Genomic DNA, 12,714 nt, shown 5'->3' on the forward strand with positions numbered 1-12,714 from the left:
CCTTGGATCAATGCTTCTTGCGGATGCGGAGCGCCTGGTATGGCTTGCCCGGCAGTTCCACGCCGAAGGCGGCGTCCGCCTTGCCGCCGCGCACGATCGCGCCGTGGCGCGTCGGATGCGGGATCGGCGCTTCCACCTTTTTTGCCGGCGTGACCGTCATTTCCCATGTGTCGATGATATCGACGTCATAGTCGGTTCCGTCCTTCGGCAGACCGGTGGACCAGATAACCGGTTGATGTTCGCCGAGATAGATGTAGCTGACATCACCATCCCTGGCGCCGGAAACGCGCGTCCACGGCCATTCGCCATAGGAGGACATGGGCTCAAGGCCGTTGACGACATCCTGCTCCAGCAGATCGCGCAGGAAGCCGATGCGCTTCCAGGCTTCCCCGCGCAGCTCGCCGCCTTTTGCCCACCAGATGAGATCCTCCGGATGCGAATAGGTTTCACCATGGCCGGCATAGCCGCCGCGCGTCACCGTAATCCAGAAGCGATGCACCAGCTCCTGTGCCGTCAGATTGCCCCAGGACTGAATGATATTGCCTTCATATTCCGGCTCGTCGTTGACGACGGGCTTGCCATAGGCTTCGCGCCATTCCTGTGTGCGCTTCACATCCCAGTTCTGGATGCAGGTATGGGTGACCCACGGCTTGCGATGATCGAAGTTCATTGTCGGCTCGCCGTTGTGGATCGACTTCAGATGGCCATAGGGATCGTTCTCTTCGAGAATGTGGAAGTAACGGTCCCACTGCTGCAGCGGCTTGGTGTCGAGAAGGAAGTCGTACTCGTTGGCAAGCGCCCACCAGACATTGCGATAGGCAGAAAGGCGCGCCGCGAGATAAGCGACGTAGCGGAAATCCTGCTCAGCCGACATATCGGCATAACCCCAGCGATCGTAGGGGTGGAACATGATGATATCGGCCTCGATGCCGAGATCGCAGAGGGCCGCGACCTGGCTCTCGAAATGGCGAAAAAGAACGGGGTTCGGCCGATCGAAGTCCTCCTTGCCGTCCGCGCCCTTTTCAAAGCAGGCATAAAGCGGCTCGTTGACGTTGTAGGGGTAGTCCTTGGGGAAGACACCCATGCGGATCTTGTTGAAGCGTGATTTCTTCAGCGTTTCGAGCGTCTGGGCCTGCATCTCAAGCGGCTGGTGCGTCCAGGCATAGCAGGTCGTGCCGAAGGAGAGGAAAGGCTTGCCATCGGCATAGGCGAAATGGAACTTGTTGCGGACGTGCACGGGGCCGTGGTTGCCTTCCGACGGCTTGGTGGCAACGAAAGAGCCAGTCTTGCCGTCCAGTTCCGATGTCTTCGAGCGCGTGCGGAACGACCAATCGCCTTCGTTGTCGGGCATGAAACGAACGCGATAGACACCGTCGCCGTCATAGAAGCCGGGTACGCGGACATCGCGGCTGTGCTGGCTGAAAACGGCATCGAATGCCACATCGCGATAGGGATTACCGCTCGAAGGGCCGTTGAAGGCAGCTTCGAACACTCCCCATTTTTCGACGGACGCGTTGGACATGATATTCTCCTTGGAAGATGGATGAATGGCCCGACCGCTCAGCCCTTGACCGCACCGGAGGTGAGGCCGGAGACGAAGTAGCGCTGGAAGATCAGATAAACGATGGTGGCCGGTAGCACAGTCATGACGATCGCCGCGTTCAACTGCCCGTAATCATTGGAAAACTGACCCTGGAAGGACATGAGCCCAAGCGGCAGCGTCCACATATGCTGATCCTGCAGCAGCACGAGCGCCATGGCGAACTCATTCCACGTGGAAACGAAATCCAGGATCAGCAGCGCCGCGAGCACCGGCAGGCAGACGGGCAGGAATATCCGGCGAAAGATGGTGAAATGGCTTGCACCGTCGATCAGGGCCGCTTCCGACAATTCCTTTGGAATGCCTTTGAAGAAGCCGTGCAGAATGAAGACCTGATAGGGCACGCCGAAGGCGATGTAGGGCAGGATCACGCCGGGATAGGTATCGATTAAGCCCAGCGAATTGACCAGCGTGAACAGTGGCGCCAGCATGACCTGAAACGGGATCATCGTGCCGAAGACGACAAGGAGCAGCAGGATCTTGCTGAACCGCAGGCGTATCTTGGCAAGCGCATAGGCCGCCATCGCCGAGAGGATCAGGCCGAGCGGCACTTTGATGACGGTAATGATGGTGCTGTTCAGGAAGGCGCTGGCGAAATTGCCGCGGCCCCAGGCGCTCGAATAATTCTCGAAAGCCGGGTCGAGCGGCGGCATGAAGGCGCCAGTCGACGTCACATCAGCCTGCGTTTTCAGCGAAGTGAAGACGATGAAAACGAAAGGCGCGAGCCAGATCGCGGCGACCACCAGCAATGCTATCCATAGGCCGATCAGACCGGGATCGCGCTTGCGCTTTGCCGGTGCAATCGTTTCGAAGTCGTCCGACATGGATGTGGCCGATGCTGCCGTCATTGTTCGGCCTCCTCATGCTTTTGCGTCCAGCGCAGGTAGGGAATGACGACGATGATGGTGATGAGCAGCAGGACGACCGAGATCGCGGCACCGCGGCCGAAATCGAAGATCTGCATGGCTTGTGTGAAGGCCCAGAGCGCCAGCATCTGCGTCGATTGCGCCGGCCCGCCGCCCGTCAGGCCATAGACGATGTCGAAGGCCTTCAGCGACGAAATGACCGAGAGTACAAGCACAATCGTCAGCGTCGTGCGCAATGCAGGCAGGGTGACGTAGCGGAAGATGTTCCAACGCCCGGCGCCGTCGATGCGGGCGGCTTCGACCAGCGTCTGCGAGACGTTCTGCAGGCCAGCGAGAAACAGGACCATGGAAAAGCCGACGGATTGCCAGAGATAGGCAATGAAGACGGAATAGAGCGCGATATCCTTGTCGCCGAGCCAGTCCTGGATCCAGTCCTGCAGGCCTATGGAAGTCAGGATTTCGGTGAAGAGACCGAAGAAGGGATCGTACATCCATTTCCACATGGTCGCGACCGCGATCGGCGCGATAATGACAGGCAGATAGAAGATGGCGCGGAAGGTATTGCGGGCAAAGAGCTTCTGGTTGAGGCTCAGCGCCAGCAGCAGCCCGACCATGGGCGGAAAAATCACGCACATGATCGTCCAGATCACCGTGTTGCGGAAGGCAACCCAGAAGACGGGGTCCTGCGTGAAGATATATTGATAGTTCGCCAGGCCGACGAAGGGGCGTTGCGGATCGAGGCCGTTCCATTTCTGGAAGCTCAGCACCACCACGTTCAGCATCGGGTAAAGCGCGAAAATCGCGTAGATCAGCATGGCCGGCGCAAGCAGGATCGCTGCCTGGACGCTGGGATCATGTGTTCGGTTGCGGAATGACATTTCTGATTGCTCCCGGCGGCAGCTGACGCGTGGGCATAAGGGTGAGGGAGGCCGTTCGCCGCGATGACGATCGGCCTCCCTCGATTGATCAGGTGCGACCGGCGATGAAGGTCTGCAGCTGCTTGGCGGCATCGACCGGCTGGATGTTGCCGGAGGCGACGTCGTTGATGACCCGGAAATATTCGGTGGTGACGTCGAGCGGGAAGGCCTGGTCGCCGTTCATGTATACCTTGCTGTAGGTTTTGAAGATCTCAAGCCACTTCGCCTCGAGCGGCTTCTGATCAGTGTACTGGACATTCTTGTTGACCGAGATCGAGCTGATCTGGCCGACGAGATCCTGCTGCACCTTCGTCGACAGGAAGTAGTCGAGGAACTTTGCCGCAAGATCCGGGCTCTTGCTCTTGGTGCTGATGTAATTGTACTCGGCAAAGCCATAGAGGCGATTGGTGTTCGTCGGGAACGGCACGACGCCGTAATCGTCGAGATTGACCTTGCTGCCGCTCAGCTGGCTGACCAGCCAGTCGCCTTCGAGCATCATCGCAGCACGGCCGGCGACGAACAGGGTATAGGATTGCTGGTTGCTGATGCCCATGAAAGGCTTCAGCGTATAATCCTTCGTCCACTTGGCGAATTCGGTGAAGGCATCGGTTGCGCAGGGCTCCTTGGTCCAGTCGGCTTTCATGGCCATCAGCGCGTCATGCTTATCGGCGCCGCATTTGGTTTCGAGCAGCACGTCCATCAGGCGCATGACGTGCCAGTTGACCGAGCCGCCGAAGGTGAAGGCCGGAATGCCTGCGGCCTTGAGCTTGTCTGCTGCGGCCAGCAGCTCTTCATAGGTTTTCGGCTCCCCGGTGATACCAGCCTTCTGGAAGAGCTTCTTGTTGTAGTAGATCGCTTCGCCCTTGAAGGTGAAGGGAACGCCATGCTTGCCGCCCGGATAGAGATCGGCAAAGGCGGCGGCGGACGGAAGCAGTTCGTCGTTCCATTTGTACTGGGTGTAGTATTTGTCGAGCGGCAGCGAGAGTCCCGCCTTCACATATTCGCCGCCGAGGCCAAGGCCGGCCCAGCTGAAATAGATGTCCGGGCCTTTGCTGGAGCCTGCGGCCACGCGAAGGGCGGTCTTGTGTTCATCGACGCCGCGCTGGACGATTTCGACATGGGTGCCGGGATTGGCGGCCTCGAAATCCTTCGCCACCTTCTTCAGCGCGCCGTTTGCCGCGCCATTGTCGAAGTTCAGCGTCCACAGCGTCAGGTCTTCCGCGGCAACATTGGTTGCCGAAAAGGCCGCCGCTGCCATAGCAGCAGCGCCGAACCAACGCGCATATTTGAAGTTGCCAGCCATCTCCCGTCCTCCTCTGAGCAAAGCTGAGGGCGGTTTTGACAAATCGTTGTCAACATGTCAACTGGTATGATGAGCTTATCAGCGGTATCGCATGAAGTGATCGTGAAAACAGACCATGACGACGACGGCCGACGCCGCGCCGGGGTCCATATGTCCCAAGGCTCGATCGCCCAGGCGCGACGACCGGCCTTTTGCCGCGACCATATCCTTGGTTGCTTCTGCGCCCGCTTCGCCCGCTTCAAGGGCGGCGGCCAAGCAATCGGCGAGTGAAAGCCCTCGATCCATGGCCGCGCGGCAGGCTGCGGCAGCGGGTGCCCAAGCATCCACCATGGTCTTTTCGCCGACCTCCGCCTTGCCCCGATCCTGAATGCCCTTGGCAAAAGCTGCGAATATTTCGACCATATCGTCGTCGCTCAATGACGCCTTTCCCTTGGCGACCGCGCCTGCGCGCATCAAGGCGGTCGCATAGAGCGGTCCGGACGAGGCGCCCACCGCATTGAGGAAGGACTTTGCAGCCGTGTTGAAGACCAGCGTCGGGTTGGATGTCGATGATTCCAGCTCCGAAACCGCCTTGGCTGCGGCAGCGAAGCCGAGCTCCATGGCGATGCCGTGGTCGGCGTCGCCGATCACGCCGTCGAGTTCGCAGAGACGGTCCTTCTCGCGGGCCATTGCTTCGGCGATCCGCACGAAAAGCGATTTCAGCTCTTCTGTTCCGATTATGGTCATGACAGCGCCTCGCCGGAGCGGAACATGGCGCAATCGCAGGGGTGATCGATGAGCCGCTGCAATTCGTCATCGAGATGCATGAGGGTGATCGAGGCGCCGGTCATTTCGAGCGACGTGCAGTAATTGCCGACCAGCGACAGGTGAATGACGACGCCGGCATCGTCGAGCATGGCCTTGACCTTGCGCATCATGATGTAGAGCTCCATCAGCGGCGTCGAGCCTAGCGAATTGACGAGCACGGCGACCCGGTCGCCGCGCGCCGGCTTCATCTCATCGAGAATTTTGCCGACGAGTTCGCTCGTCACCTCGTCCGCCGATCGCATCGGCCCGCGGGCGACGCCGGGCTCGCCATGGATGCCCATGCCGATTTCCATTTCGTCGGCGCCGATCTCGAAATTCGGCTTGCGGGTTTGTGGCAGAGAGCAGGGCGAGAGCGCCACCCCCATCGTATAGGTGCGTTCGTTAGCCCACCGCGCCACCCGTTCCACGTCGTCGAAACCGTACATCAGGTCGCAGGCTGCACCCGCGGCCTTGAAGATGAAGACATTGCCGGCAACCCCGCGACGGCGCTCCTTCTGATCGACCGGCGCAGAAGCGATGTCGTCCGTCGTCAGGACTGTACGCACCTCGATATCGTCCATGGCAAGCATTTCCGCCGCCATGTCGAAATTCATGACATCGCCGGCATAATTACCATACATGAACAGCACGCCGGCGCCGCCGTCGACGGCCTTGGCACATTCGATGATCGGATCGGGCGGCGGCGAGGCAAAGACATTCCCGATAGCGGCGGCATCGGCCAGCCCTTTGCCGACGAAGCCGAGAAACGTCGGCTCGTGCCCGGATCCGCCGCCGATGACCAGGCCGACCTTGCCGGCCCGTGGGCCATGCTTTGCCACGATCGAGCGCGGCGATCCCTCGACAGCGCGCAGATGGCGTGGATGAGCCGCCAAGATGCCGGCCAGCATCTCATCGACGGCGGCGGCACCCTCGTTGATCAATTTCTTCGTCTTCACGCCGAGACTCCCAAATCATTGTGATTGTTGGGACTAACTTGCGCGTCTGCGAATGAAGGTCAATCCATCAAAGTCGTGGAAGCGGTGCTATAGGCATCAAGCGTAAGCCTCGTATTTCCGGGCTGCTCCAGCAGCCGGAACCTTCCCAGCTGAATCTGTTGCGAGGCGGGTGTGATGTTGACCAAATGGAGTTGTCGAGCCGCTCCAGGCTGCGCCGTGATGAAGGCGAGCACGGAGGTCTGATCGGACGACAGGCACTCCTGCCACTGGCTGCCTGCGAGGCGAGACAAGGTGGAGACGACGTTAAAAAGCGGTCGTGTGGTTCCCCGCGCCGACGGCTCTTTTTCTCCGGCGATCAGGCCAAAAGGCCCGGTCAGCGCCGAAAGCGTCAGGCATTCCAATCCGGCATCGAGGACGCGGACGGCATAGCCGAGTGCAAAGGCCTTGCCGAAGCGGGCATTGTGCCGTGGATCGGTGTTGGCCATGGCGATGCGGCCGCCGCGGGGATTCTCTATCGTCCGGCTGCCATAGGGGTTCTGCCGCATCGGTATGGTCGATGGTCCGATACGGTAAGGCTTGTCGCCGTAGATGGCGCGTACGGAACGCGTGATGAAGGGCAATGATTCCAGCGTCTGCATGACGCTCAGATCGTCAGCCGCATGGACGATCGGATTGGTGCAATGGGTGATGAAGCCGAGCGTATCGGCGGGCACCCGTTTGCGATTGAGTTCCGTGAAATAGCTCAGCATGCCGCCGCCAAGACGGATGTTGGGGAAGGCGGCGTGAGCTGCGGCATAGACCTCTTCGAGAGGCGGGCATTCGGGCCATTTGCTGCCCGGCGGCGTCGATTGTCGATCGACCGAAGGCGACACGACGATAGCATCGGGTTTGAAACCGGCGTCGTGCATCAAGGTCGCGATCTGCTGTGCTTCGGCAAGCGGAGCCTTCCGGCAGGGCAACGCGATTTCGAGAGTCGATCGCCCGGCGTGAAGCGCTGCGATGCCCGTAAAGGATTTGAGAGCATCAATGCCATGGTCGGCGTCGGGGTCGAAGTGGAAGAGCAATTCCTGCGGCGCGATTTCGGCAAGCCGACCACGAGCAGCGAGCGTTGCTTCGGCTTCTTCGGGCGTGATGACGAGCCCTATCGCAGGCATGATGCCGGATGTTTCTCCCAGGCTCAACTCGATCGGGCGCCGATCGGCGATCATTGCCGGTGCGGCGGTCGCACGCCGCTTATCCCCGATGGTCAGAACGATACGCTGCCGCATCGGCTCGCTGGCCGGAATGCGATAGGGCCAAGGCAGGGCAAGCGGGCGAACGTAGGTCTTATAGGAAGCATCGGACCAGTTGCGCTGATCTTCCATCTCGAAGGTGTCGCCTTCCACCCGGCACTCAGCGGTTACGTTCGCCATCACGCCATGCGTAATCGCCCGCATATCCTTGAAGGGCTGCCAGGGTTCGATAAGATCGGGGAAATGCGTGCTCTCGCGGCTGCCATCGACATGCTCGACCGATACCGGTGTACCGGCAACACCCACGATCGGGTGCAGGATACAGAAGCCGCAGCGGTTGGTTTCGAAGCCGGTCGTCGAGAGCGCTATTGCCTCGAAGGTCAGGGCTTCATCGGCCTCAGCTGTTATCCGCACGTCAATCGCAAGTTCGGTATTCTCAGGGCCTCTGCAACGCGCAACATAGCTGACCAAAAAGCCATCCTGCTGCTGATTAATCCGCAGATCGTCGATATCGGGCGCATAGGTGCCCCAATCACGATCGCGAACCAGATAGGAAACGGCTCGCAAGACTTCGATGCCGTCGTAACGAATGGCTCGGAGATTGCCGTCCTTAAAATCGACCTCAAGCCTGCCCGCTGTCAGTCGCACCGGCGGCGTTTCGAGCTCGCGCGTGCCGTAAAGCTGGAACGGATCGATCTCGCTCTTCATTGCAGCATCGCTCCGATATCGACGGATTTCCCGTTGGCGGCACTCTCATAGGCGGCTTCGACAAGCGCCAGGGTCTTGAGATTGTCAGCGCCTGACGTGGAGGTTTCGCCACCACTGGCAAGGCGGTCCGTCCAATGCTGCTGGATCGCCAGGACGCTCTCCTGAATATTGTGCCAGGGACGCGAGGCCCAGGACAGAAGCTGGGGTGATGCATCCGATAGGGTCACGCCATCGGCACCGCTGACCTCAAGCCGATATCCCTGCGAGAGGCGAATGCTACCCTTCGTGCCGTCGAGCTCGATCAGCGTTTCAGGGAATGGCTCGGTCGCAAGCTTGGAGGCATAGCTGACATCGACGATCGACGTCGCGCCGTTTTCATGATCAAGTAGGATGGTGGCGACATCCTCGCCCTTGATCTTCGGATTGACCCGTTTGGTGCGGGCCGTCAGTGAAGAAACGTCGCCGAGGATGAAGCGGGCGATGTCGAGCGTATGAATGCCGAGATCCTCGATGATGAACCGTTCGCCTTCGGCCAAATAGGGCTGCCCCGAAAACACATCATAGCCGGAGCGGAAGGAGAAGCGCCCCCAGAAGGGCTCGCCGATCGCGCCGGACTGGAGGGCACGCTTGACCGCCTGAATGGGCGTTTGCCAGCGGAAGTTCTCATGCACCATCAGCGGCACGCCGGCTCGCGCACAGGCCTCGACCATTGCCTTGGCGTCACTCAACGTCTTTGCGAAAGGCTTCTGGCAGATCGCCGGGATCTTATGCGAGGCAGCCATCTCCACCAGGGCGCGATGGCTTTGCACCGTCGTTGCTATATCGACGAAATCAAAGCCGCCATCGGCGAACAGGGTGGCTGCGTCCGTGTAGCGGCGTTCGATACCGAACTGGTCGCCGACGAGTTTCAGCCGCTCCGGATCGCGGTCGCAGATCGCGACGATGCTGGCGCCTTCGACGTCTTGCCACGCATGCATCTGATTGATCGCGAAGAAGCCGCAACCGATCAATGCGCCCTTGAGTTCTGCCATTTCAGCCTGCCTTTGCCATTTGCATGAGAGTTACGCGCTGCTGGAGGCGCCGTTGCGCCTGATCCACGACAACAGCGATGATGATGACCAATCCTTTGATGACCATCTGCCAGAAGGATGAGACGCCCATCATCACGAGACCATCCGAAAGGATGCCGATGACGAAGGCGCCGATGATCGTGCCGCCTATGGTGCCGCGGCCGCCTGACATAGAGGTGCCGCCGAGCACCGCTGCCGCGATCGCGTTCAGCTCGAAGCTTTCGCCGGTTGCCGGATGCGCCGCCATCAGCTCCGACGATATGACAATGCCGACGATGGCAGCGCAGAGCCCCGAAAACATGTAGACGAAAATCTTGACTACATCGACGCGGATGCCGGACATGCGCGCAGCGCGCTCGTTTCCTCCGACGGCAAAGATGTGCCGGCCGATCGGCGTCGAGCGGGCGACATAGGCGGCGAGTAGCGCCAGTATGATCAGGATCCAGATGGAAACGGGCAGACCAAGCATGCGGCCGGCGCCGAAGACATCGAAGCCTGTCGTATCGTATTCCGGTCGGCCCACCAGGTTCGGAAAGGTCTGACCGTCGGACGACAAGAGCGCGAGGCCGCGGGCGATATAGAGCGTTCCGAGCGTGGCGATGAAGGGTGCGACGTTGAGCTTGGTGATGAGCAGGCCGTTGATGAGCCCGATCAGCAGCCCGACGGCCAGCGTGATGAGAATGATCTCGTAGATGTTGAAGTAAACGGTATAGCCGATCGGCAGTTCGACGCCGTTGAGGATAAGGGCGCCTGCCACCATGCCGCAGAGGCCGACAATTGAGCCTACCGATAGATCGATCCCGCCGGTGACGATCACGAAGGTCATGCCCATGGCGAGAAAGGCGTTGAGCGCGACATGCTTCGACATCAGGATGATGTTGGCGGTCGAGGTGAAGTTCGGTGCAAAGATCGCAAAGAAGATGACGACGGCAAACAGCGCGATGAAGGTCCTGAGCTTCATCAGCGTCAAGAGAACGGAGCCGTTCGAGCGATTGGTCGCAAAGGCGGAGGACGTGTCTGCGGTCATGACGCGAGTTTCCCTGTATGTCCGTGTCCCTTGGCGGATGCCGCGATGATGGCCTCTTCCGTCGCTTCGCTTCGGTCGAGAACGGTCACGAGCTTGCCGTTGCTGAGCACTGCGATGCGGTCCGAAAGTGCCATGACCTCTTCAAGGTCCGATGTTGAAAACAAGATTGCCAGACCCTTGCCGGCGAGCCTGCGCATGGTGCGGAAGACGTCGGCCTTGGCGCCGACATCGATGCCGCGGCTCGGCTCATCCATCAAAAGCACCTTCGGGTCGGTCATGAGCGCCTTGCCGATGACGACCTTCTGCTGGTTGCCGCCGGACATGGAGGTGACCTCGAAATCTGGATTGGGCGCCTTGATCGAGAGATCGCGGATCATGTCGCGAATGGCGTTCTTTTCGGCACCCGGATCGATATGGAAAAACAGCCGGGCGAAGCGGCCGAGGCTCGCAAGCGTCAAATTGCTGGCGATAGACAGGACCTGCACCAGTCCCTCGCGCTGACGGTCCTCGGGGATCAACGCCAGGCCTTGCCGGATGCGCCTAGTGGTGTCGCGTGCGCGAACCTCGACCCCATCGATGTAGATCCGCCCGGTCGAATGCATATGCCGGCCCATCACGCATTCGAAGAATTCGCTGCGTCCGGCACCCATCAGGCCGTAGATGCCGAGGATTTCGCCGGCGCGCACCGACAACGAGACATGATCGACGGCAAGGCCGCCCGTACGCCGCGGCAGGCTGATCTCCTCGGCACGGAAGGCTTCTTTGCCGATCGCATGGCCGCCGTCTCTGGCGAAGTCCTTGGCATCCGATCCTATCATCGAGCGGACGATCCATTTCGTATCGATATCGCGAACCATGGCCTGGCCGGTAATCTGCCCGTCGCGCAGCACGGTGATGTAGTCGCCGATGCGCATCAGCTCTTCCAGCCGGTGCGAGATATAGACGATCGCAACTCCTTGAGCTTTCAGTTCCGCAATGACCTTGAACAGAATGTCGACTTCTGCCGCTGATAGCGCCGATGTCGGCTCGTCCATGATGAGGATACGGGCGTCAAGCGATATGGCCTTGGCGATCTCGACGAGCTGCTGCTGCCCGATCGGTAGATCCTCCACCATGGTTTCGGCGCCTATGCCGGCATCGAGCCGATCCAGAAACGCGTTGGCCCTTGCGATCTGCGCCTTGTGATCGATACCGAAAATGCCGCCGGTGATTTCGCGCGTGGCAAAGATGTTCTCGGCCACCGTCATGTTGGCAAAGAGATTGAGCTCCTGGAAGATCATGCCGATTCCGCGGGCCTGTGCGTCGGCCGGGCTGCTGAAGGAGACTTCCTCGCCCGCGAGCAGGATGCGGCCCGAAGTCGGCCGTTCGACGCCGGCGATGATTTTCATCAAGGTAGACTTGCCGGCACCGTTTTCGCCGACGAGCACGTTGACCGCGCCGCGGTGCAGCTCGAGGTTGGCGTGCCTGACGGCGACGATGCCGGAATAGACCTTGGAAACGTCCTCCAGGCGCAGGATGATGTCGTTGCTTGGGGTTCCGCTCATGGTCATTGCCCCAATGTCAAGGCTGAAGGCGTGATCAGGGGAAGCTGGCCGGATAGGGGCAGCGGAAACGCGCCCGTTACGGTGATCGTCTTTCCGATCAGCTGGTTGCGAGGCAGAGCTGCCAGAAAGGACGAGTTTGCCTTCTCATTGAAGGCTTTGCCGAATTGAGCCCACTCGATCTGGTTTCTGAATTCGTTGAAGTCCAGAAAATCAAGCGCGTCGCGTAGCGCCGTGCCTCGGATCGCAGGGCCGATCTGCACCTTCGCGTCCGGCTTGCCATCGCCATCCACATCGACGTCGAGGGTTCCGGCGCGAGAGGCTGTGTCGGCAGCCACGATCTTGCCGCTCAGTTTGACGGCATAAGTCCACGGCGATGAAGCCTGTTTTCGCGGGTTTCCGTATTTTGCGCCGGCATCGTCCGGATTGGCGGCTATGGCTTGCAGCACCGTCTTAATGTCACCCGCGCGCTTCTCAATAGCGGGCAGTGCCTGGGGTTGCCAGATCGCCTCCGCCTTGGCTGCGGGGTCGAAGGCACTCTTTGCCGCCGCTGCCGCCTTCTCCTCGGGCGTCGGCGTTTTGATAATCTTGCAGCCGGGCAATGCCGCCGCCAAAATAAGGGCCACGAGCGCGCCTCTGGTCCTCAACATGCAATGCACCTCGATCTTGCAGGAAAGACATCGGGAGAGCGCGGTTCCGCGCCCTCCC

The 12,714-nt window shown here is 60.2% G+C and carries 11 protein-coding genes; all 11 read right to left on the reverse strand.

The features are described 5' to 3' along the window. Positions 1-7 precede the first annotated feature (7 nt). Complete coding sequence (locus FBZ99_RS17525; protein WP_145634138.1) at positions 8-1,522, reverse strand: DUF5060 domain-containing protein; 1,515 nt, start codon at positions 1,520-1,522, stop codon at positions 8-10. 38 nt (positions 1,523-1,560) lie between these two features. Further along, the gene (locus FBZ99_RS17530) at positions 1,561-2,448 is read right to left on the reverse strand and encodes a carbohydrate ABC transporter permease (RefSeq protein ID WP_113351114.1); all 888 of its coding nucleotides are present in this window, start codon (positions 2,446-2,448) and stop codon (positions 1,561-1,563) included. Beyond that, on the reverse strand, positions 2,445-3,344 hold the full coding sequence (locus FBZ99_RS17535; protein WP_113351115.1) for a carbohydrate ABC transporter permease: 900 nt from the start codon (positions 3,342-3,344) through the stop codon (positions 2,445-2,447). The genes FBZ99_RS17530 and FBZ99_RS17535 overlap by 4 nt, the downstream gene beginning before the upstream one ends. 88 nt (positions 3,345-3,432) lie before the next feature. Further along, on the reverse strand, positions 3,433-4,686 hold the full coding sequence (locus tag FBZ99_RS17540) for an ABC transporter substrate-binding protein (RefSeq protein ID WP_113351116.1): 1,254 nt from the start codon (positions 4,684-4,686) through the stop codon (positions 3,433-3,435). Between the two features lie 78 nt (positions 4,687-4,764). After that, entirely contained in the window at positions 4,765-5,412 is a 648-nt protein-coding gene (dhaL, locus tag FBZ99_RS17545) for a dihydroxyacetone kinase subunit DhaL (protein ID WP_113351117.1), read from the reverse strand. After that, complete coding sequence (locus FBZ99_RS17550) at positions 5,409-6,428, reverse strand: dihydroxyacetone kinase subunit DhaK (RefSeq protein ID WP_113351118.1); 1,020 nt, start codon at positions 6,426-6,428, stop codon at positions 5,409-5,411. The genes dhaL and FBZ99_RS17550 overlap by 4 nt, the downstream gene beginning before the upstream one ends. 59 nt (positions 6,429-6,487) lie before the next feature. Beyond that, a complete protein-coding gene (gene apnL / locus FBZ99_RS17555) occupies positions 6,488-8,368 on the reverse strand; it encodes a D-apionate lactonase (RefSeq protein ID WP_113351119.1) in 1,881 nt (626 codons plus the stop codon). Then, entirely contained in the window at positions 8,365-9,399 is a 1,035-nt protein-coding gene (locus FBZ99_RS17560) for a Gfo/Idh/MocA family protein (RefSeq protein WP_113351120.1), read from the reverse strand. The genes apnL and FBZ99_RS17560 overlap by 4 nt, the downstream gene beginning before the upstream one ends. Position 9,400: 1 nt before the next feature. Next, on the reverse strand, positions 9,401-10,465 hold the full coding sequence (locus FBZ99_RS17565; RefSeq protein ID WP_113351121.1) for an ABC transporter permease: 1,065 nt from the start codon (positions 10,463-10,465) through the stop codon (positions 9,401-9,403). After that, positions 10,462-12,015, reverse strand: a complete 1,554-nt coding sequence (locus tag FBZ99_RS17570; protein WP_113351122.1) for a sugar ABC transporter ATP-binding protein — start codon at positions 12,013-12,015, stop codon at positions 10,462-10,464. The genes FBZ99_RS17565 and FBZ99_RS17570 overlap by 4 nt, the downstream gene beginning before the upstream one ends. Beyond that, the gene (locus FBZ99_RS17575) at positions 12,012-12,656 is read right to left on the reverse strand and encodes a DUF2291 family protein (RefSeq protein WP_113351123.1); all 645 of its coding nucleotides are present in this window, start codon (positions 12,654-12,656) and stop codon (positions 12,012-12,014) included. The genes FBZ99_RS17570 and FBZ99_RS17575 overlap by 4 nt, the downstream gene beginning before the upstream one ends. Positions 12,657-12,714 lie beyond the last annotated feature (58 nt).

The organism is Rhizobium sp. ERR 1071 (genome assembly GCF_007828675.1).
GTDB classification, from domain to species: Bacteria; Pseudomonadota; Alphaproteobacteria; order Rhizobiales; family Rhizobiaceae; genus Rhizobium; species Rhizobium dioscoreae.